Origin of the sequence: Streptomyces sp. NPDC051684, assembly GCF_044453445.1 — a bacterium.
Taxonomy (GTDB): Bacteria; Actinomycetota; Actinomycetes; order Streptomycetales; family Streptomycetaceae; genus Streptomyces.
Window position 1 is genome coordinate 397,984 of the sequence record NZ_JBITCS010000001.1, and the last position, 21,209, is coordinate 419,192.

General features: G+C 67.8%; 17 protein-coding genes and 1 tRNA gene. 3 read left to right on the forward strand and 15 right to left on the reverse strand.

Annotated elements, in window-relative coordinates; genetic code table 11:
• Nucleotides 1-29: 29 nt before the first annotated feature.
• The 11 genes from ACIA8D_RS01905 to ACIA8D_RS01955 form a co-directional block, all read right to left on the reverse strand.
• On the reverse strand, nt 30-3,929 hold the full coding sequence (locus ACIA8D_RS01905) for a DNA-directed RNA polymerase subunit beta' (RefSeq protein ID WP_385755864.1): 3,900 nt from the start codon (nt 3,927-3,929) through the stop codon (nt 30-32).
• A gap of 106 nt (nt 3,930-4,035) precedes the next feature.
• The gene (rpoB, locus tag ACIA8D_RS01910; protein WP_399227936.1) at nt 4,036-7,521 is read right to left on the reverse strand and encodes a DNA-directed RNA polymerase subunit beta; all 3,486 of its coding nucleotides are present in this window, start codon (nt 7,519-7,521) and stop codon (nt 4,036-4,038) included.
• A gap of 585 nt (nt 7,522-8,106) precedes the next feature.
• On the reverse strand, nt 8,107-8,496 hold the full coding sequence (rplL, locus tag ACIA8D_RS01915) for a 50S ribosomal protein L7/L12 (protein WP_385755860.1): 390 nt from the start codon (nt 8,494-8,496) through the stop codon (nt 8,107-8,109).
• Between the two features lie 144 nt (nt 8,497-8,640).
• A complete protein-coding gene (gene rplJ / locus ACIA8D_RS01920) occupies nt 8,641-9,171 on the reverse strand; it encodes a 50S ribosomal protein L10 (protein WP_399227937.1) in 531 nt (176 codons plus the stop codon).
• A 264-nt stretch (nt 9,172-9,435) separates the two neighbouring features.
• Entirely contained in the window at nt 9,436-10,386 is a 951-nt protein-coding gene (locus tag ACIA8D_RS01925; protein ID WP_399227938.1) for a hypothetical protein, read from the reverse strand.
• A 74-nt stretch (nt 10,387-10,460) separates the two neighbouring features.
• A complete protein-coding gene (locus tag ACIA8D_RS01930) occupies nt 10,461-11,153 on the reverse strand; it encodes a hypothetical protein (RefSeq protein WP_399227939.1) in 693 nt (230 codons plus the stop codon).
• Nucleotides 11,154-11,293: 140 nt separating this feature from the next.
• On the reverse strand, nt 11,294-12,025 hold the full coding sequence (gene rplA / locus ACIA8D_RS01935; protein WP_399227940.1) for a 50S ribosomal protein L1: 732 nt from the start codon (nt 12,023-12,025) through the stop codon (nt 11,294-11,296).
• A gap of 77 nt (nt 12,026-12,102) precedes the next feature.
• Nucleotides 12,103-12,537, reverse strand: a complete 435-nt coding sequence (rplK, locus tag ACIA8D_RS01940; protein ID WP_040252631.1) for a 50S ribosomal protein L11 — start codon at nt 12,535-12,537, stop codon at nt 12,103-12,105.
• Between the two features lie 212 nt (nt 12,538-12,749).
• Complete coding sequence (gene nusG / locus ACIA8D_RS01945; RefSeq protein WP_399227941.1) at nt 12,750-13,625, reverse strand: transcription termination/antitermination protein NusG; 876 nt, start codon at nt 13,623-13,625, stop codon at nt 12,750-12,752.
• Between the two features lie 78 nt (nt 13,626-13,703).
• A complete protein-coding gene (gene secE / locus ACIA8D_RS01950) occupies nt 13,704-13,982 on the reverse strand; it encodes a preprotein translocase subunit SecE (protein WP_399227942.1) in 279 nt (92 codons plus the stop codon).
• Between the two features lie 107 nt (nt 13,983-14,089).
• Nucleotides 14,090-14,162: transfer RNA gene (locus ACIA8D_RS01955), tRNA-Trp, on the reverse strand.
• Nucleotides 14,163-14,375: 213 nt separating this feature from the next.
• On the opposite strand from ACIA8D_RS01955, the gene ACIA8D_RS01960 reads away from it, so the two are divergent.
• Both ACIA8D_RS01960 and ACIA8D_RS01965 read left to right on the forward strand, forming a co-directional pair.
• Complete coding sequence (locus ACIA8D_RS01960; RefSeq protein WP_399227943.1) at nt 14,376-15,623, forward strand: pyridoxal phosphate-dependent aminotransferase; 1,248 nt, start codon at nt 14,376-14,378, stop codon at nt 15,621-15,623.
• 126 nt (nt 15,624-15,749) lie between these two features.
• Nucleotides 15,750-16,772, forward strand: coding sequence for an adenosine deaminase (locus tag ACIA8D_RS01965; RefSeq protein ID WP_399227944.1), 1,023 nt, complete (start codon nt 15,750-15,752; stop codon nt 16,770-16,772).
• Between the two features lie 28 nt (nt 16,773-16,800).
• Here the strand turns inward: ACIA8D_RS01965 and ACIA8D_RS01970 are convergent, their stop codons facing one another.
• On the reverse strand, nt 16,801-17,406 hold the full coding sequence (locus ACIA8D_RS01970; protein ID WP_399227945.1) for a TetR/AcrR family transcriptional regulator: 606 nt from the start codon (nt 17,404-17,406) through the stop codon (nt 16,801-16,803).
• A gap of 107 nt (nt 17,407-17,513) precedes the next feature.
• Here ACIA8D_RS01970 and ACIA8D_RS01975 point away from each other — a divergent pair, with 107 nt between their 5' ends.
• A complete protein-coding gene (locus ACIA8D_RS01975; RefSeq protein WP_399227946.1) occupies nt 17,514-18,146 on the forward strand; it encodes an NAD(P)-dependent oxidoreductase in 633 nt (210 codons plus the stop codon).
• A gap of 32 nt (nt 18,147-18,178) precedes the next feature.
• On the opposite strand, the gene ACIA8D_RS01980 is transcribed toward ACIA8D_RS01975, so the two are convergent.
• The 3 genes from ACIA8D_RS01980 to ACIA8D_RS01990 are packed head-to-tail and all read right to left on the reverse strand — an operon-like array spanning nt 18,179 to nt 21,151.
• A complete protein-coding gene (locus ACIA8D_RS01980; RefSeq protein WP_399227947.1) occupies nt 18,179-19,300 on the reverse strand; it encodes a UDP-N-acetylmuramate dehydrogenase in 1,122 nt (373 codons plus the stop codon).
• Complete coding sequence (locus tag ACIA8D_RS01985) at nt 19,297-19,677, reverse strand: DUF3291 domain-containing protein (RefSeq protein ID WP_399227948.1); 381 nt, start codon at nt 19,675-19,677, stop codon at nt 19,297-19,299. The genes ACIA8D_RS01980 and ACIA8D_RS01985 overlap by 4 nt, the downstream gene beginning before the upstream one ends.
• A 28-nt stretch (nt 19,678-19,705) precedes the next feature.
• Nucleotides 19,706-21,151 carry a DHA2 family efflux MFS transporter permease subunit gene (locus tag ACIA8D_RS01990; RefSeq protein WP_399227949.1) on the reverse strand — a complete coding sequence of 482 codons (1,446 nt, stop codon included), beginning with the start codon at nt 21,149-21,151 and terminating at the stop codon, nt 19,706-19,708.
• Between the last annotated feature and the right edge of the window lie 58 nt (nt 21,152-21,209).

Sequence of the window (21,209 nt, forward strand, 5' to 3'; positions counted from 1 at the left end):
GTGACCGCCCTTCAACTCAAGCGACTCGCTTACTGGTTGTACGGACCGTAGTCGTAGTCCTCCAGCGGAACGGCCTGGCCGGAGCCGGTGCCGAACGGCGAGTAGTCGATGTCGTCGTAGCCGACGGCCGAGTACATCGCGGCCTTGGCCTCCTCGGTGGGCTCCACCCGGATGTTGCGGTAGCGGGACAGACCCGTACCGGCCGGGATGAGCTTACCGATGATGACGTTCTCCTTGAGGCCGATGAGGCTGTCGGACTTGGCGTTGATCGCCGCATCCGTCAGGACTCGGGTCGTCTCCTGGAAGGAGGCGGCCGACAGCCAGGACTCCGTCGCCAGCGAGGCCTTGGTGATACCCATCAGCTGCGGACGGCCGGAGGCGGGGTGACCGCCCTCGGTGACCACACGACGGTTCTCGCCCTCGAACTTCGAGCGCTCGACCAGCTCGCCGGGCAGCAGCTCGGCGTCGCCCGACTCGATGATCGTCACGCGGCGCAGCATCTGCCGGATGATGATCTCGATGTGCTTGTCGTGGATCGACACACCCTGCGAGTTGTAGACCTTCTGGACCTCGCCGACCAGGTGCACCTGAACCGCACGCTGGCCGAGGATGCGCAGCACGTCGTGCGGGTTGGTGGCACCCACGGTCAGCTTCTGGCCGACCTCGACGTGGTCGCCCTCGCCCACCAGGAGACGGGCACGCTTCGAGATCGGGAACGCCGTCTCGTCGCTGCCGTCGTCCGGGGTGACGACGAGCTTCTTGGTCTTCTCGGTCTCCTCGATGCGGACACGGCCCGCGGCCTCGGAGATCGGGGCGACACCCTTCGGCGTACGAGCCTCGAAGAGCTCGACGACACGGGGCAGACCCTGGGTGATGTCGTCACCTGCCACACCACCGGTGTGGAAGGTACGCATCGTCAGCTGGGTACCGGGCTCACCGATGGACTGGGCGGCGATGATGCCGACCGCCTCACCGATGTCGACCAGCTTGCCGGTGGCGAGCGAGCGGCCGTAGCAGAAGGCACAGGTGCCGACCGCGGACTCACAGGTGAGCACCGAGCGGGTCTTGACGATCTCGACGCCGTGGGCGACGAGGGCGTCGATGAGCACGTCACCCAGGTCGACGTTGGCCGGCGCGATGACCTTGCCGTCGACGACGATGTCCTCGGCGAGCATGCGGGCGTAGACGCTGGTCTCGACGTCCTCGGTCTTGCGCAGGACGCCGTCGGCGCCGCGCTCCGCGATCTGGAGCTTGAGGCCACGGTCGGTGCCGCAGTCCTCCTCGCGAATGATGACGTCCTGCGAGACGTCCACCAGACGACGGGTCAGGTAACCCGAGTCGGCGGTACGCAGGGCGGTGTCGGCGAGACCCTTACGAGCACCGTGAGTCGAGATGAAGTACTCGAGCACCGAGAGGCCTTCGCGGAACGAAGCCTTGATCGGGCGCGGGATCGTCTCGTTCTTGGCGTTCGACACCAGACCACGCATACCCGCGATCTGACGCATCTGCATCATGTTTCCTCGGGCACCCGAGTCAACCATCATGAAGATGGGGTTGGTCTTCGGGAAGTTCGCGTTCATCGCCTCGGAGACCTCGTTGGTCGCCTTGGTCCAGATCGCGATGAGCTCCTGAGTGCGCTCTTCCTTCGTGATGAGACCGCGCTCGTACTGCTTCTGGACCTTCTCGTCCTGAGCCTCGTACCCGGCGACGATCTCCTTCTTCGCCTCGGGAACGACGACGTCGGAGATGGCCACAGTGACACCCGAGCGGGTACCCCAGTAGAAGCCGGCCGCCTTCAGGTTGTCGAGCGTCGCCGCCACGATGACCTTGGGGTAGCGCTCCGCGAGGTCGTTGACGATCTCGCCGAGCTGCTTCTTGCCGACCGAGTAGTCGACGAACGGGTAGTCCTCGGGCAGCAGCTCGTTGAAGAGCGCGCGGCCCAGGGTCGTCCGCAGGCGGAAGGAGTCACCCGGCTGGTACTCGGGCTCACCCTCCTCGACGGGCGGCGGGGTCCAGCCGCGCGGCGGCATGGTGCCCACCGGGAAGCGGATGTCGACGGCCGACTGGAGCGCCAGCTCGCCGGCGTCGAACGCCATGGTCGCCTCGGCCGTGGAGCCGAACGCACGGCCCTCGCCCTTGACGTCACGGAGCTCACCGTCGGTGGTGAGGAAGAACAGACCGAGGACCATGTCCTGGGTCGGCATCGTCACCGGACGGCCGTCGGCGGGCTTGAGGATGTTGTTCGAGGACAGCATCAGGATGCGGGCCTCGGCCTGCGCCTCCGCGGACAGCGGCAGGTGCACGGCCATCTGGTCACCGTCGAAGTCCGCGTTGAACGCGGTGCAGACGAGCGGGTGGATCTGAATGGCCTTGCCCTCGACCAGCTGCGGCTCGAAGGCCTGGATGCCGAGGCGGTGCAGGGTGGGAGCACGGTTCAGCAGAACCGGGTGCTCGGCGATGACCTCTTCGAGGACGTCGTACACGACCGTGCGGCCGCGCTCCACCATGCGCTTGGCGCTCTTGATGTTCTGCGCGTGGTTCAGGTCGACCAGACGCTTCATCACGAACGGCTTGAAGAGCTCCAGCGCCATGGCCTTCGGCAGACCGCACTGGTGCAGCTTCAGCTGCGGACCGACGACGATCACGGAACGCGCGGAGTAGTCCACACGCTTACCGAGAAGGTTCTGACGGAAACGACCCTGCTTGCCCTTGAGCATGTCGCTCAGGGACTTCAGCGGGCGGTTACCCGGGCCGGTCACCGGGCGACCACGACGACCGTTGTCGAAGAGGGCGTCCACGGCCTCCTGGAGCATGCGCTTCTCGTTGTTCACGATGATCTCGGGCGCACCGAGGTCGAGAAGGCGCTTCAGGCGGTTGTTGCGGTTGATGACGCGGCGGTACAGGTCGTTCAGGTCGGAGGTCGCGAAGCGGCCACCGTCCAGCTGCACCATCGGACGCAGGTCCGGCGGGATGACCGGCACGCAGTCGAGCACCATGCCCTTGGGGCTGTTGCTGGTCTGCAGGAACGCGGAGACGACCTTGAGGCGCTTGAGCGCACGGGTCTTCTTCTGGCCCTTGCCGGTACGGATGATCTCGCGGAGACGCTCGGCCTCCTCCTCGAGGTCGAAGGTCTCGAGGCGCTTCTGCAGCGCCGCGGCACCCATCGAACCGTCGAAGTACGTGCCGAAGCGGTCACGGAGCTCGCGGTAGAGCAGCTCGTCGCCCTCGAGGTCCTGGACCTTGAGGTTCTTGAAGCGCGACCAGACCTCGTCCAGGCGGTCGATCTCGCGCTGCGCACGGTCGCGCAGCTGCTTCATCTCGCGCTCGGCACCCTCGCGCACCTTGCGGCGCACGTCGGCCTTGGCACCCTCGGCCTCGAGCTCGGCCAGGTCGGTCTCGAGCTTCTTGGCGCGGGCCTCCAGGTCGGAGTCGCGACGGTTCTCGATCTGCTGACGCTCGACCTGGACGTGCGCCTCGAGGGAGGGCAGGTCGCGGGTACGGCGCTCTTCGTCGACGAACGTGATCATGTACGCCGCGAAGTAGATGACCTTCTCGAGGTCCTTCGGGGCGAGGTCGAGCAGGTAGCCCAGACGCGACGGTACGCCCTTGAAGTACCAGATGTGGGTGACGGGAGCGGCGAGCTCGATGTGGCCCATCCGCTCACGGCGCACCTTGGCGCGCGTGACCTCGACGCCACAGCGCTCGCAGATGATGCCCTTGAAGCGGACACGCTTGTACTTGCCGCAGTAGCACTCCCAGTCCCGGGTCGGACCGAAGATCTTCTCGCAGAAGAGCCCGTCCTTTTCCGGCTTGAGGGTGCGGTAGTTGATGGTCTCGGGCTTCTTGACCTCGCCATGGCTCCACTGACGGATGTCGTCAGCGGTGGCCAGACCGATCCGGAGCTCATCGAAGAAGTTGACGTCGAGCACTATGCGTCAATCCCTCTCAGGGTTGTAAGTCTGTGGTCTGAAACGGGGGTCGAGGGGTGCCGGCCGGGGGCCTCTCGGTGAGAGGACCCCAGGCCGACGACTCCCGTCAGACCTCTTCGACGCTGCTCGGCTCGCGCCGCGACAGGTCGATGCCGAGCTCCTCCGCTGCGCGGAAGACGTCCTCGTCGGTGTCGCGCATCTCGATGGACATGCCGTCCGAGGACAGCACCTCCACGTTGAGGCACAGGGACTGCATTTCCTTGATGAGCACCTTGAAGGACTCGGGAATGCCGGGCTCGGGGATGTTCTCGCCCTTGACGATGGCCTCGTAGACCTTCACTCGGCCGGTGACATCGTCGGACTTGATCGTCAGCAGCTCCTGGAGGGCGTAAGCGGCGCCGTACGCCTCCAGCGCCCACACCTCCATCTCACCGAAGCGCTGACCACCGAACTGAGCCTTACCACCCAGCGGCTGCTGGGTGATCATCGAGTACGGACCGGTCGACCGGGCGTGCAGCTTGTCGTCGACCAGGTGGTGCAGCTTGAGGATGTACATGTACCCGACGGAGATCGGGTCCGGGAACGGCTCACCGGAGCGGCCGTCGAACAGCCGCGCCTTGCCGGACGGGAGGACCATGCGGTCGCCGTCGCGGTTCGGCCGGGCGTTCTCGAGCAGACCCGCGAGCTCGTCCTCACGCGCACCGTCGAAGACCGGGGTCGCGACGTTCGTACGCGGCTCGACCTGGTCGGCGCCGATCGACTGCAGGCTCTGGGCCCACTGGTCGCTCAGACCGGAGACGTCCCAGCCCTGGCTGGCGAGCCAGCCGAGGTGGATCTCCAGGACCTGTCCCGGGTTCATTCGGGACGGCACACCCAGCGGGTTGAGGATGATGTCGACCGGGGTGCCGTCCTCCAGGAACGGCATGTCCTCGATCGGGTTGATCTTCGAGATGACGCCCTTGTTGCCGTGCCGGCCGGCGAGCTTGTCACCATCGGTGATCTTGCGCTTCTGCGCCACGTAGACACGAACCAGCTGGTTCACGCCCGGCGGCAGCTCGTCGCCCTCTTCACGGTCGAAGACGCGGACGCCGATGACCTTGCCGATCTCACCGTGCGGCACCTTCAGGGAGGTGTCACGGACCTCGCGCGCCTTCTCACCGAAGATCGCGCGGAGCAGGCGCTCCTCCGGCGTCAGCTCGGTCTCACCCTTGGGCGTGACCTTGCCGACGAGGATGTCGCCGGCGACGACCTCGGCACCGATACGGATGATGCCGCGCTCGTCGAGGTCGGCGAGGACCTCCTCGGAGACGTTCGGGATGTCCCGGGTGATCTCCTCCGGGCCGAGCTTGGTGTCACGGGCGTCGACCTCGTGCTCCTCGATGTGGATCGAGGAGAGGACGTCGTCCTGCACGAGGCGCTGCGACAGGATGATCGCGTCCTCGTAGTTGTGACCCTCCCACGGCATGAACGCCACGAGCAGGTTCTTGCCGAGGGCCATCTCGCCCTCTTCGGTCGCGGGACCGTCGGCCAGCACCTGGCCGGTGATGATCCGCGCGCCCTCGTCCACGACGACCTTCTGGTTGACAGAAGTGCCCTGGTTCGAGCGGGAGAACTTGTGCAGGCGGTACGTGCTGTACGTGCCGTCGTCGTTGGCGGTGGTGATGTAGTCCGCGGAGACCTCCTGGACCACACCGTCCTTGTCGGCCTTGAGCACGTCGCCGGCGTCGGTGGCGCAGCGGTACTCCATGCCGGTGCCGACGAGCGGCGCCTCGGACTTAATCAGCGGCACGGCCTGACGCATCATGTTCGCGCCCATGAGGGCACGGTTGGCGTCGTCGTGCTCGAGGAACGGAATCATCGCGGTCGCGACCGACACCATCTGGCGCGGCGAGACGTCCATGTAGTCGACGTCGTCACCGGGGACGTAGTCGACCTCTCCGCCACGACGGCGGACCAGGACGCGGGCCTCGGCGAAGTGGAGTTCGTCCGTCAGCGGCGCGTTGGCCTGCGCGATGACGAAGCGGTCCTCCTCGTCGGCCGTCAGGTAGTCGACGTCGTCGGTGACGACGCCCTCGACGACCTTGCGGTACGGCGTCTCGATGAAGCCGAAGGGGTTGATCCGGCCGTACGAGGCGAGCGAGCCGATGAGACCAATGTTGGGACCTTCAGGGGTCTCAATCGGGCACATGCGGCCGTAGTGCGAGGGGTGCACGTCTCGGACCTCGAAGCCCGCCCGCTCACGGGACAGACCACCCGGGCCGAGGGCGTTCAGACGACGCTTGTGCGTCAGCCCCGACAGCGGGTTGTTCTGGTCCATGAACTGGGACAGCTGCGAGGTACCGAAGAACTCCTTGATCGACGCCACGACCGGGCGAATGTTGATCAGGGTCTGCGGCGTGATCGCCTCGACGTCCTGGGTCGTCATGCGCTCGCGCACGACGCGCTCCATGCGGGCGAGACCCGTACGGACCTGGTTCTGGATGAGCTCGCCGACGTTACGGATACGACGGTTGCCGAAGTGGTCGATGTCGTCGGTCTCGACGACGATCTCCCGGCCCGACTCGCCCACCGTCTCCGTCTCGCCCGCGTGCAGCTTCACGAGGTACTTGATGGAGGCGATGATGTCGTCGGTCGTGAGCACGCCGGCGTCCAGCGGCTCCTCGGCACCGAGCTTCTTGTTCACCTTGTAGCGGCCGACCTTCGCGAGGTCGTAGCGCTTCGGGTTGAAGTAGAGGTTCTCGAGCAGCGTCTGCGCGGCCTCGCGCGTGGGCGGCTCGCCCGGACGCAGCTTGCGGTAGATGTCGAGCAGCGCGTCGTCCTGGCCCTGGGTGTGGTCCTTCTCCAGGGTGGCGCGCATGGACTCGTACTCGCCGAACTCCTCGAGGATCTGCTCGGTCGTCCAACCGAGAGCCTTCAGGAGAACGGTGACGGACTGCTTGCGCTTGCGGTCGATGCGGACACCGACCATGTCGCGCTTGTCGATCTCCATCTCCAGCCAGGCACCCCGGGACGGGATGATCTTGGCGGAGAAGATGTCCTTGTCGGACGTCTTGTCGATGGAGGAGTCGAAGTAGACACCCGGCGAGCGGACCAGCTGGGAGACAACGACACGCTCGGTGCCGTTGATGACGAAGGTGCCCTTGTTCGTCATGAGCGGGAAGTCGCCCATGAAGACCGTCTGGGACTTGATCTCGCCGGTCTCGTTGTTGGTGAATTCGGCGGTGACGAAGAGCGGAGCCGCGTACGTGAAGTCGCGCTCCTTGCACTCGTCGATGGAGTTCTTCGGCGGTTCGAAGCGGTGGTCGCGGAAGGTCAGGGACATCGACCCGGAGAAGTCCTCGATCGGGGAGATCTCCTCGAAGATCTCCTCCAGACCGGACTTCGTGGGGACGTCGTGACCCGACTCCAGAGCCTCCTCGACCCGACTCTGCCAAGCGGTGTTGCCGAGCAGCCAGTCAAAGCTCTCGGTCTGCAGCGCGAGCAGGTTCGGAACCTCGAGAGGCTCCTTGATCTTTGCAAAGGAGATGCGCAGCGGGGCGGTGCTGGCGCCGTTGTTCGTATTCGCGATCGAGGCGTTGCGCGAGGCGGCCAAGAGGGGGTCCTTCCGAGGGCTCGGACTCACTACGCGCGTACCGGTCCCAAGCCATACCCGGGACAGAGCCACTGATCTGGCGTATGGCCAGGTCAGAGCCGGTTCAATCCACGGTGCTGAGGCGAGGGCATGCCCCTGGTGACGGGCAGGGAGCAGCTAACAGGCAGCGCAAAGGGACAGTGTAGCCAGAAGGCCCACTGATGTCCAGTGCGGGTTTTTTGAGACCCTCGTTGTTCTCAACCGTTCACCGTCTGCGGCGTTCCCTGTGCGCTGAGCGCACATCCTTACTGCCCTCTTCGCCGTCGATCCATGCCTCGGATCCGGATCGTTGTGACGACGCGTCCTGAGAATTGCGCGCTGCGTGCTGTTCGTCAAGGCCCCCTCTTGGCCGAACAGGGGTGGCGCCAGGCACAACGAAGATCACCATACTCTGCGCGCCCGACAGCGCAAGGCACCCTCGGCCTGCGATCCGGACAACGCCGAAGGGCGACCACCCAACTGGGTGATCGCCCTTCGGTACCTCGGCGTTACAGCTCCCGGGGGAGCAGTTTCGCCTCAGGGAGAGTCGACAGACTCGAAGAGGTCTTACTTGACCTCGACGGCCGCGCCGGCGCCCTCGAGCTGCTCCTTGGCCTTCTCGGCAGCGTCCTTGGCGACCTTCTCGAGGACCGGCTTCGGGGTGCCGTCGACGAGGTCCTTGGCCTCCTTGAGGCCCAGGGAGGTGAGCTCGCGCACGACCTTGATGACCTGGATCTTCTTGTCACCGGCGCCGGTGAGGATGACGTCGAACTCGTCCTGCTCCTCGGCGGCCTCGGCGGCGGCGCCACCAGCGGCACCACCGGCGACGACGACCGGGGCGGCAGCGGCAGCCTCGACGTCGAACTTGTCCTCGAAGGCCTTCACGAACTCGGAGAGCTCGATGAGGGTCATCTCCTCGAACTGCGCAAGCAGCTCGTCCTGGGTGAGCTTCGCCATGATGGCGGTCCTTCCACTAAATCGGCAGGTGCCGGATGTACTGGGTGAGGCGGGCGTATGCCTGTCGGCATTACGTCGTAGACGTGCGGCCCGCTGCGATCCCTGCCGCCCTCTCAGGCGGCGAGGATCAAAAAGCGAGCCGAGTTACTCGGCACCGCCCTGCTCGTCCTGCTTGGCGCGGAGCGCGTCCAGGGTGCGGACGAGCTTCGTCGGCAGCGCGTTGAAGACGGAGGCAGCCTGCGACTGCTTCGCCTTGAAGGCACCGGCCAGCTTGGAGAGCAGAACCTCGCGGGACTCGAGGTCCGCAAGCTTCTTGATCTCGTCGGCGGACAGCGCCTTGCCGTCAAGGACACCGCCCTTGATGACGAGGTTCGGGTTGTCCTTGGCGAAGTCACGAAGACCCTTCGCCGACTCCACCGGGTCACCGGTGACGAAGGCAACCGCCGTCGGACCGTTGAACAGGTCGTCGAGCGTGTTGATCCCGGCCTCGTTGGCCGCGATCTTGGTCAGCGTGTTCTTCACCACGGCGTACTCGGAGTTCTCACCGAGCGAACGGCGCAGCTGCTTGAGCTGGGCCACGGTGAGACCCCGGTACTCGGTCAGCACGGCGGCGCTCGAGCTGCGGAACTTGTCCGTGAGCTCGGCTACGGCGGCAGCCTTGTCGGGCGTCGGCATAGAGCGTCAGCCTCCTTCCGGGTGATGAGGACCGCTCGCAAGGAGGCTGGGAAAACGAAACGCCCCGGCGCAGGCGCACGGGGCGTGAGCTCGACCGGATCCCCGAGGGGGTCCAGGAGCACTTCCACAGTCACCTGCGCGGGTCGTCCGCAGTTTCAGCGGATCCTTCGGCCACCGAACTCTCTTGCGAGCGCACGGCAACGACCAGCGGTCTTTGGCTTCTGTGGAAGATTACGTGAAAGGAGGCGTGTCGAGCAAATCCGCTCAGACGCCGCTGTCAAGACCGGAGGAACCGGCGCTGCTCCCGGCGCCGGAGGAGGCCCCGCCGAGCTCCTTGAGCATCTGCATCATGTCGAAGGTCTGGCTCGCGGGCGGCACATCGGCCTTCACCGCGGCGCCGTAGTCGGAGAACTTCTCCGACATCTGGATGGCGCCCTGCGAGCTGTCCATCGTGACGTCGAGCCGGACCGGCAGATCGTCCTTGTTGATCCACAGCTCGGTGTCGTACGTCTTGATGCCGGCCTTCTTGACGTTCTTGAGCAGCTGGTCGCGGTCGGACTTGCTGAGGACCTTCAGCGAGTCGTTCTTCGCCATCATCTCGTCGACCGTCAGCTTGCCCTTGTAGTGCTCCGTCTCGGCGCCGTCCACGGTGGCCGAGCCGAGGTGCTTCAGGTTGGGCGAGTCCAGGAGAACGGCGATCTGCTGGGCCGGGTCCTGGTTCATGCTGTCCAGGCTGCCGGTCATCTGGCGCGCCATCTTCTCGTCGCCGGACTTCTTCGCCATGGCGGCGAGGTCCATCTTCATCCAGCGCTTGCCGTCCATGGACTTGGCCGCGTTGGCGCCCATGTCCATGTACATCACGTTGTCCTGCATGAGCATCCGGACGTTCTTGGGCGCGTCCGGGCCGCCGGCCGAGAGCGCGGAGCCCGACATCGTCATATCCATGACGGTCGGGTCCCAGCCCAGGGTGCCGGACATCTTCATGTCGCCGCCGCCCTGAGCCGCCGTCGGCGTCTTCATGGTCATCTCGACCTTGGCGGACTTGGCCGCGGAGGTCTTCTTGTACGCGGCCGTGACGGCCTGCGCGACCGACTGGGAGCCCGACCCGGAGGCCTTGTCGCCCTTGTCGTCCCCGCCACCACAGGCGGCGACGGCCGAACACAGCAGCGCGGTGACGGCTGCGGCGCCGACCACTCGTCGTACGGAAACAGTCATCTTGATTCCCACCCCTTGGTGCGTCTTGATCTGTCCGCACGATAGCGGACGGCTCGGACAGCCCGCCCACAGCTTCATCCGGCGTCCGTGACGTCGGCGAAGTCGACGGTGTCGCGCTTCGCCGGGCGCTCGGCAGCGGCGGGGACGCCGTAGTCTCGGTAGTTCACGGTGCCGGTGAAGTCGCCCGCGCGCTGGGTGCGCCGCACCAGGAGGTGCCGGTCGTCGAGCCATACGTCGATGTGCTGGCGGCCGGAGGTCCCCCGGTAGTGCGTGGCCCGCTGGCCGCGCACGGTCTCCCGCCCCACGCTGTGGACGTCCTCGGCGCGGATGAGCGCCTTCAGCGTGTCCGCCGGGGTGAGGTCGCTGCAGGTGTCGTACGGGCGGCGGATCCAGTGCCGGCCGCCCTGGAGATCGGCGAACCGGTCGCTCATGCGGGTGTAGCCGGCGTCCGGCAGGAAGCGCGTCTCGGACGGGTCGCCGCCCAACTCCCTGGTGGATGCCGCGAGTTCGCCGCCCGTGATGCGTACGGTCAAGGTGCCCTGGACGCCGTGGGACCAGCCGAGCGGGCCCGTGCTGCGCGAAGTCAGCCGCTTCCCGGTGACCATCGTCGCGTCCACGTGGGCCGAGCCCGCCGCGACGACCTTCTGCCGGGCCGTGCGCAGCGCCTGTCGCGCCTCGCGGGCCTCGTGCTCCCCCGTCCCGCCGCAGGCGGTCAGCAGAACGCCCACGAAGGCCAGGGTCACCACCATGCGCGCGTACCGCCGCATCCACTCCCCCAGTCGGTCGCCTCGGTTCCCCGCGAAGCTAGCTCAGTCACGGCCTCGTAGGGACCGGAAAAAGGGAACGGGCCCCGCACCTCGAAAGGTGCGGGGCCCGATGCCGACGTGAGTCAGCGAGCCGGTGAGGCTCAGACCGCGGCCGGGTCCTCCTCGACGAGGAGGTTCCGGGTGCGGTTGGAGTCGAGCTGAATGCCGGGGCCCATCGTGGTGCTGATGGCGGCCTTCTTGATGTAGCGACCCTTGGCGGCGGACGGCTTCAGGCGGAGGATCTCCTCCAGGGCCGCGCCGTAGTTCTCCACCAGCTTGGCGTCGTCGAAGGACACCTTGCCGATGATGAAGTGCAGGTTCGCGTGCTTGTCGACGCGGAACTCGATCTTGCCGCCCTTGATCTCGTTCACGGCCTTGACCACGTCCGGGGTCACGGTGCCGGTCTTCGGGTTCGGCATGAGGCCACGCGGACCGAGCACGCGGCCGAGGCGGCCGACCTTGCCCATGAGGTCCGGGGTGGCGACAACGGCGTCGAACTCGTTCAGGCGGTCGCCCTTGGCGATCTCGGCGATGAGCTCGTCGGAGCCGACGATGTCGGCGCCCGCGGCTTCCGCGGCCGCAGCACGGTCACCGGTCGCGAAGACCAGGACCCGGGCGGTCTTGCCGGTGCCGTGCGGCAGGTTCACGGTGCCACGGACCATCTGGTCGGCCTTGCGCGGGTCAACGCCCAGGCGGAAGGCGACCTCGACGGTGCCGTCGAACTTCGAGGTGGAGGTCTCCTTGGCGAGACGGACGGCCTCGAGCGGGGCGTAGAGCTTGGCCCCGTCGACCTTGGCGTCCGCAGCGCGGAGAGACTTGCTGCGCTTGCTCACTTGCTTCTCCTGAGTTCTAGAGGAGTCGTGGTGCGGGCCGAGCAGGCCCTGCCACGGATGGATCTGCGAGGTGGAGGTCAGCCCTCGACCGTGACGCCCATGGAACGGGCGGTGCCGGCGATGATCTTGGACGCGGCGTCCAGGTCATTGGCGTTGAGGTCGGGCATCTTGGTCGTGGCGATCTCGCGGACCTGCGCCTCGGTGATCTTGGCGACCTTGGTCTTGTGCGGCTCGCCGGAGCCCTTCTCGACACCAGCGGCCTTGAGGATCATCTTCGCGGCCGGCGGGGTCTTGGTGATGAAGGTGAAGGAACGGTCCTCGTAGACCGTGATCTCCACCGGGATGACCCAACCGCGCTGCGACTCGGTCGCGGCGTTGTAGGCCTTGCAGAACTCCATGATGTTCACGCCGTGCTGGCCCAGCGCGGGGCCGACAGGCGGGGCCGGGTTGGCGGCGCCGGCCTGGATCTGGAGCTTGATGAGCCCCGTGACCTTCTTCTTCTTGGGAGGCATGTGCTCTCTCTCCGGGTCTTAGTGAGAGTGTTCGGCCGCCATCCTGATCAAGGCTGATCGATGATCGTCCAGATCATCCGGATGGAGGCATACCGCACAACGATAACGGGTATCCATGCGCGGCTAAAAACCGAGCAGGTCAGACAGGCTTTGCAGCCCGTCTGACCTGTTCGGAAGCGTGTGCCCAGAAGGAACCTTCGGGCCCGTGAGGGCTAGTTCTTCTGGATCTGGTCGAAGCTCAGCTCGACCGGGGTCTCGCGACCGAAGATCTCGACGAGGCCCTTGACCTTCTTCGAGTCGGCGTTGATCTCGTTGATCGTCGCCTGCAGCGTCGCGAACGGGCCGTCGGTGACGGTGACCGAGTCGCCGACCTCGAAGTCCAGGACCTCGACGGTGACCTTGCGGGCCGGAGCCGGCTTGCCCTCGGCCTCGGCGGCCTCCTTGGCGGCCTTCTCCTCGGCCTCCGGGGCGAGCATCTTGACGATCTCGTCCAGAGTCAGCGGGTACGGGTCGTAGGCGTTGCCCACGAAGCCGGTGACGCCGGGCGTGTTGCGGACAACACCCCAGGACTCGTTCGTCAGGTCCATGCGGACGAGCACGTAACCGGGCAGCTTGTTCTGCCGGACGTTCTTGCGCTCGCCGTTCTTGATCTGGACGATCTCTTCCTCGGGGACTTCAGCCTGGTAGATGAATTCCTCGACGTTGAGCGAGACGGCGCGCTGCTCCAGGTTGGCCTTCACGCGCTTCTCGTAGCCCGCGTAGGTGTGGATGACGTACCAGTCACCCGGCAGGAACCGCAGCTCGTCACGGAGCGCGGCGATCGGGTCGACCGGCTCCTCGTCGACGGCCTCGACCGTCTCGGCGGCTTCCTCGGCCTCGGCCGGGGCGTCCTCCGCCTGGGCCTCCTCGGCCTCGGCGTCGGCGTCCACCACGGTCTCGACCGCGGCTTCCTCGGCGGGCTCGCCGGCGGCGATGTCGGCAGCCTCTGCCTGGTCCGGGTCCTCGGCGTCCGCCGCCTCGACGATGTCGAGCTCGTCCTCAGCGGACTCGACCGGCTCGATCGCCTCGTTCAGGTTCGGGTCAGACACTGTGGCTGCTTCTTCCTGGATACATAGGGGTGGAACGCGCGAAAGGGGCGCCGGACACGGCGCCCTCCGCTTTTCGGCTCAGCCGAATACGTACTTGACAAGGTGGTTGAAGCCATAGTCAATCACGGTGACAAGACCGATCATGATGACGACGAACACAATCACCACTGTGGTGTACGTCGAGAGCTGACTGCGAGTCGGCCAGACGACCTTGCGGAGTTCCGCGACGATCTGGCGGTAGAAGAGCGCGAGACGGCCGAAGGGGCCCTTCTTGCCGCGCTTTCCGCCCTTGCGGGCCTTCTTGGACTCCGGCGCCTCAGCATCAGGCTTGTCGATGGAGCCCACGGCGTCCGTCACTCGTCCTCACCTGATTCCGGGTCGTGGCCGTGCCGCGCCCGGTGGAGCCGCACGGCGGTGCTATGCAGTACGTACATGCGCACACATCCTGGCGAAGGAGTGTGTAGCAGGGCCGGAGGGACTTGAACCCCCAACCGCTGGTTTTGGAGACCAGTGCTCTACCAATTGAGCTACGACCCTTTGTCTCCCCCAACGTACCGCATCCGCCCGGACGCACGGAGTGCAGTCGGAAGGCGCGGCCGTTGAAGGCCAACGAGCAGTGAGTGTACGTGTTCCGGAGCCCTCCGTCGAACGAGCAACATCCGCAAGTGGATCAACAAGTGGATCAATAGCGGTTTCTCGCTCTTCGAAACCCGTGTGCCCGGCGGCTTTCCGGTCTGGAACGATGGGGTCATGAGCGCTGCAACTCCTTCTCCGTCCGCAGGTTCCTCTCCCACCGAGCGCCGGGTGTCGGCCCGGGTCGGCTCGATCTCCGAGTCCGCGACCCTCGCCGTCGACGCCAAGGCCAAGGCCCTCAAGGCCGCCGGGCGCCCGGTGATCGGCTTCGGCGCCGGTGAGCCCGACTTCCCGACGCCGGACTACGTGGTCGAAGCGGCCATCGAGGCGTGCAAGAACCCGAAGTTCCACCGCTACACCCCGGCCGGCGGTCTGCCCGAGCTGAAGGCCGCGATCGCCGCGAAGACGCTGCGCGACTCCGGCTACGAGGTCGACGCCTCGCAGATCCTGGTGACGAACGGCGGCAAGCAGGCCATCTACGAGGCGTTCGCCGCGATCCTCGACCCGGGCGACGAGGTCATCGTCCCGGCCCCGTACTGGACCACGTACCCGGAGTCGATCCGCCTCGCGGGCGGCGTGCCGGTGGAGGTCGTCGCCGACGAGACGACCGGCTACCGCGTCTCCGTGGAGCAGCTGGAGGCCGCGCGCACCGAGCGCACCAAGGTCGTCCTGTTCGTGTCGCCCTCGAACCCGACGGGTGCCGTCTACAGCGAGGCCGACGCCGAGGCCATCGGCCGCTGGGCCGTGGAGCACGGCCTGTGGGTGATGACGGACGAGATCTACGAGCACCTCGTCTACGGGGACGCGAAGTTCACGTCGCTGCCCGCGCTCCTGCCCGAGCTGCGCGACAAGTGCATCGTGGTCAACGGCGTGGCGAAGACGTACGCGATGACCGGCTGGCGTGTCGGGTGGATCGTCGGGCCGAAGGACGTCGTGAAGGCCGCGACGAACCTGCAGTCGCACGCGACTTCGAACGTCTCCAACGTGGCGCAGGCGGCCGCGCTCGCCGCCGTGTCCGGTGACCTGACGGCCGTGGAGAAGATGCGTGAGGCCTTCGACCGGCGTCGCAAGACGATCGTGCGGATGCTCAACGAGATCGACGGCTTCGTGTGCCCGGAGCCCGAGGGCGCGTTCTACGCGTACCCGTCGGTGAAGAGCCTGCTCGGCAAGGAGATCCGGGGCAAGCGTCCGCAGAGCTCCGTCGAGCTCGCCGCGCTCATCCTGGAGGAGGCCGAGGTCGCGGTGGTGCCGGGCGAGGCCTTCGGTACGCCGGGTTACCTGCGTCTGTCGTACGCGCTCGGTGACGAGGACCTCGTCGAGGGCGTCTCGCGCATCCAGAAGCTGCTCGCCGAGGCGCGCGACTGAGCTTCTTCGTAAGCGTGTGCAAGCGGGCCGTCTCCTTACGGAGGCGGCCCGCTTGTTCGTTCGGGCAGGGCCCCGAAGGTGGAAAGGCGCTACCGGTACGACAGGTGTGTACGGCAGGATCTTGGGATGGAGCGTGTAGGACGTGATGTACGTCAATTGCCCAAGGCCCACCTGCATCTGCACTTCACCGGGTCGATGCGGCCCACGACCCTGCTGGAACTCGCCGACAAGTACGGGGTGCGGCTCCCCGAGGCGCTGACCGGGGCCGAGCCGCCGAAGCTGCGGGCCACGGACGAGCGCGGCTGGTTCCGCTTCCAGCGGCTCTACGATGCGGCGCGTTCCTGTCTGCGGGAGCCCGAGGACATCCAGCGGCTGGTTCGGGAGGCCGCGGAGGAGGACATCGCGGACGGCGGCGGCTGGCTGGAGATCCAGGTCGACCCGACGTCGTACGCGCCGATGCTGGGCGGCCTCATCCCGGCCCTGGAGGTCATCCTCGACGCCGTCGACAGCGCCTCGCGCGAGACCGGGCTCGGGATGCGCGTGCTGGTCGCGGCGAACCGCATGAAGCATCCACTGGACGCCCGCACGCTGGCGCGGCTCGCGGTGCGGTACGCGGACCGGGGCATCGTCGGTTTCGGGCTCTCCAACGACGAACGCCGGGGCATGGCGCGGGACTTCGACCGGGCCTTCCACATCGCGCGCGAGGGTGGACTGCTGAGCGCGCCGCACGGGGGCGAGCTGACCGGGCCCTCGTCCGTGCGCGACTGCCTCGACGACCTGGACGCCACGCGGGTCGGCCACGGCGTGCGGGCGGCCGAGGACCCGCGGCTGCTGAAGCGCCTCGCGGACGGGGGCGTGACCTGCGAGGTGTGCCCCGCCTCGAACGTCGCCCTCGGCGTCTACGAGAAGCCCGAGGACGTACCGCTGCGCACGCTGTACGAGGCCGGGGTGCCGATGGCGCTGGGCGCCGACGACCCGCTCCTGTTCGGCTCGCGGCTGGCCGCCCAGTACGACATCGCGCGCCGCCACCACGGCTTCTCCGACGCCGAACTGGCCGAACTGGCCCGCCAGTCGGTACGCGGCTCCGCGGCCCCGCACGACACCAAGGAGAAGCTCCTGGGCGGCATCGAGGAATGGCTGGCCGCTTGAGTGCCGACCGTCCGAGGGGCGGGAAGGCTCAGGCGATCCCGACGAGCAGGGTGCGTGCGATGTGGGCCGCGAACTCGTCCACCGGCTGCGGCGGCCTGCCGTCCGGGGACATCTCGTAGGCGAAGGCTCGCTGCGAGCACGCGCCCAGCAGGAGTGAGGCGGCCGCGTAGGTGTCGGCTTCGGGGCCGATGCGGCCGGCCTGTTGTTCGGCCCGCAAGTAGGCGTCCAGTCCCTGGATCGGCTTGTGCGGTCCTGTGCCCAGTTCGCGCATCACCTCTTCGTGGCGGCGCTTGAGCTTGGGCTCCGCGTACAGGGACGCGGCCATCGGGAACGTCTGCTCATAGAAGAGGGCCGCTTCGTGGGCGATGTCGGTGAGGTTCTGCTCGACCGTCCGGCCGGGGTCCCCCGCGCCCTCCTCGAGGAGACGTCCGAGCAGGGAGCCCAGCTTCGGGAGGCGCTCGCCCAGCACCGTCACGAAGAGCTCCTCCTTGTTGGCGAAGTACTTGTAGAGCGCCGCTTCGGAGCAGCCCGCGGCCTTGGCGATCTCCTTGGTGGTGGTGCGAGTGAGACCGATGCTCAGCATGAGTTCGTGGGCCGCGTCGACGATGCGGACACGGGCCGGCTTCTGGTCCATGTGGGCTCCAACCATGCTTGACGCGGGGGTGAGTGCTCACTCACCCTAAGGGACAGAGGGGTGAGTGAGCACTCACCCACTACGAGATACGTGCCTGGAGGTACGCCATGAAGCTCACGGTTTTCGGTGCGACGGGCGGGATCGGGCAGGAGATCGTCAAGCAGGCCCTGGCGGCCGGGCACCAGGTCACGGCGGTGGTCCGCGATCCCGCGCGGTTCACGGTGACCGGTGAGGGCCTGGAGGTGTTCCGGGCCGACCTGACGGACCCCGAGTCGCTGCGCCCGGCAGTCGCGGGCCGGGACGCCGTGCTGTCCGGGCTCGGCGCCCGCAAGCGCGCGGACGCGGGGATCGCCGCCGAGCTGACGCGGTCGGTCCTGAAGGCGATGGAGGCGGAGGGCGTGCGCCGCCTGGTGGTGGTCAGCGCGGGCCCGGTGGGGCCGCAGCCCGCCGACTCGCCGCTCGTCGACCGCGCGATGATCGGCATGATCGACCGGATCCTGAAGCCCGTCTACGTCGACCTGGCCAATATGGAGGCGGAGTTGGCGCACAGCGCGACCGACTGGACGTCCGTGCGGCCGCCCCGGCTCCAGGACAAGCCGCTGACCGGCTCGTACCGCACCGTCGTGGGCGGCTTCCCGCGCTCGGGGCGCTTCGCCGGCCGCGCGGACGTAGCGCACGCGATGCTGGCGGCGGTGGACGACCCGGCGACGGTGAAGCAGGGGGTCGGCGTCGCCTACTGACCGGGGGCGCCCGCCGACCGGGGCAGCCCGCCTCAGAGGCTGACGCCCACCGTCACCGGCTCGTTGACCAGCGTCACCCCGAAGACGTCCCTGACCCCGGCGACGACCTCGCGGGCGAGCGCGAGCAGGTCCTCAGTGGTGGCCTCGCCGCGGTTGGTCAGGGCGAGGGTGTGCTTGGTGGAGATGCGGGCGGGGCCGGTCCCGTAGCCCTTGGTGAAGCCCGCCTTGTCGATGAGCCAGGCCGCCGAGGTCTTGGTGAGACCCTCACCGGCGGGGAACGCGGGGGCCTTCGCGTCCGCGCCCAGACGCTCGACCACGCGCGCGTGGAAGGCCGCGAACTCCTCGTCCGTGAGGATCGGGTTGGTGAAGAACGAGCCCGCCGACCAGGTGTCGCGGTCCTCCGGGTCGAGCACCATGCCCTTGCCGCCGCGCAGCTTCAGGACGGTCTCGCGCGCGAGGACGGCGGAGACGCGCTCGCCCGCCTCGACGCCGAGGGCGCGCGCGGTCTCCGGGTACTTCAGGGGGGCGCTGAGGCCGCCCGCGTCCTCCAGCTCGAACCGCACGCGCAGCACTACGTATCGGTCGGGGTCGGCCTTGAAGCGGCTGTGCCGGTACGAGAAGGCGCACTCGGCGTTCGGGATCGTGACGGTCTCGCCGGCCGTGCGGTCGTAGGCGACGACCTCGGTGATCGTGGCGGAGACCTCCTGGCCGTACGCCCCCACGTTCTGGATCGGCGTCGCGCCCGCGGAGCCGGGGATCCCGGCGAGGCACTCGACGCCCGCGAGCCCTGCTTCGACGGTGCGTTCGACGGCGTCGGTCCAAACCTCGCCGGCCGCCAGCTCCAGCTTCGTACCGTCGAGTTCGAAGCCCTTGGTGGCGATGCGCAGAGCGGTGCCGGCGAAGCCCTTGTCGCCGATGACGAGGTTGCTGCCGCCGCCGATGATCAGCAGCGGCGTACCTGCGTCGTCGGCCTCGCGCACCGCGTCGATCACCTCGGCGTCGGTGGTCGCGGTGAGCAGCCGGGTGGCGGGCCCGCCGAGCCGGAAGGTGGTCAGGGGGGCGAGAGGGGCGTCGTGGAGTTCCTGCACGCGCTCAAGGGTACGAGAACGGCCCCGCCGCTCGGACGGGGCCGTTGCTGCCGTGGCCGGGCTCACTCGAAGCGCGACAGGACGTCCGTCCAGTGGAGCGGCAGCTCGTCGGTCGACGCCTTCCAGGTGAGGAAGGTCGAGTCCTTCATCTGGCCCCGCAGGCCCGCGGAGATCCCCCCGTGCGGCGCGCCGGCCGCGAAGTCCCGCAGCGCCTTGGGCGACTCCCAGACGGACAGGGTCCAGAAGGTGCGCCGCAGGGGCGCCGCCTTCAGGGTCGCTCCGTAGGCGCCCGGCGCCCGCCCCACCTGTCGCCAGATGGCGGGCGTACGGGCGAAGAACCTGAGCGAGCCCCACAACGTGCGGGTCTCGAAGCGGGAGGCGAAGACATGGGCCTCCACGCGCGCGGGTGGGGTGTTCGGGGTGGTCCAGGGCAGGGTCGGCATGGCGTTCCTCCTGGGTGGGCTGCGGTGATCAGGCGTTTTCCAGGACCGGAGCAGGCTCAGGGTCCCGCGGGACGGGCCCCTTGCGACCCGCCCGCGGGATGAACAGGGCGGCGACACCGGCCACGGCCACGATCCCGGCGCCCACCCACAGCGCGGGCTCGATCCCGTCCACGAAGCGCTGCGCGGAGTCGTAGCCGCCCTGCGCCGAGAAGACCGACGACATGATCGCGATGCCGAGCGCACCGCCGACCTCGCGCAGCGCGTTGTTGGCGCCGGAGGCGATGCCCTGCTCCTGCGGCAGGACGCTGGACATGACCAGGTTGGCGGCCGGGGCGAAGTAGAGGGCCATGCCGATGCCGCTGACGATCAGGGCCGGCAGCTGGGCGGCGTACGAGACGTCGGCGGAGACCACGGCGGCGAACCAGCCGAGCCCGACGGCCTGGAGGAAGAGACCCGCCGCGACGACGGGCCGGCCACCGATGCGGTCCGAGAGGATCCCGGCGATCGGCGCGACGAGCATCGGCATGCCGGTCCAGGGCAGCATCCGCAGGCCCGCCTCCGTCGGCGAGTAGCCGAGCACGCCCTGGAGGAACTGGCTGAGCAGGAAGATCGAACCGAACATGCCGAGGAACATCAGCAGGCTCGCGGCGTTGATCCCGGCGAAGGCGCGGGAGCGGAAGAGCCGCATGGGCAGCATGGAGTGCTCGTTGCGGATCCCGTGGCGTACGAACCCGACGAGCAGCGCCGTGCCCGCGAACAGGCCGGTCAGCACGAGAGTGTCGGTCCAGCCGACGACGGGCCCGCGCACCAGGCCGTACACGATGCCGAACAGACCGCCGCTGGCGAGCAGCGTGCCCACGATGTCGAGCCGGGCGCCCGCTCCGTACGACTCCTTCAGGCGCAGCCGGGCGAGCGGCAGCAGGGCGAGTCCCAGCGGAACGTTCAGCCAGAAGATCCAGTGCCAGGAGACGTGCTCGGTCAGGCTGCCGCCGATGAGCGGCCCGGAGGCGACCGCCAGCCCGTTGACCGCGCCCCAAATGCCGTACGCCAGACCGCGCTTGGCCGCCGGGACGGCCGCGGTGAGCAGGGTCAGGGTGAGCGGCATCATGATCGCGGCGCCGACGCCCTGCACGGCGCGGGCGGCGATCAGCGAGTCGATGCCGGGGGCCATGGCCGCGGCGGCGGAGGCCACGGTGAAGATCGCGAGCCCGACCTGGAAGAGCCGCCTGCGGCCGAAGCGGTCCCCCAGCGCCGCGCCGAACATCAGCAGGACGGCGAAGGTGAGCGTGTAGGCGCTGACCGTCCACTCCAGGTCGTCGAGCGCCCCGCCGAGGTCCTGGCGGATGGACGGCAGGGCCGTGGTGACGACGAGGTTGTCGAGGGCCGCCATGAATCCGGCGACGCTGGTGATGAGGAGGGCCCAGATGGCTCCTCCGCGCTGTGCTGGTGCTGGTGTTGCTGCTGTCCGTGCCATTGCTTCCCCCAGCGATCGCTTGGTTAGTTATTGATGACTAACTTGTGCGGGTAAAAAA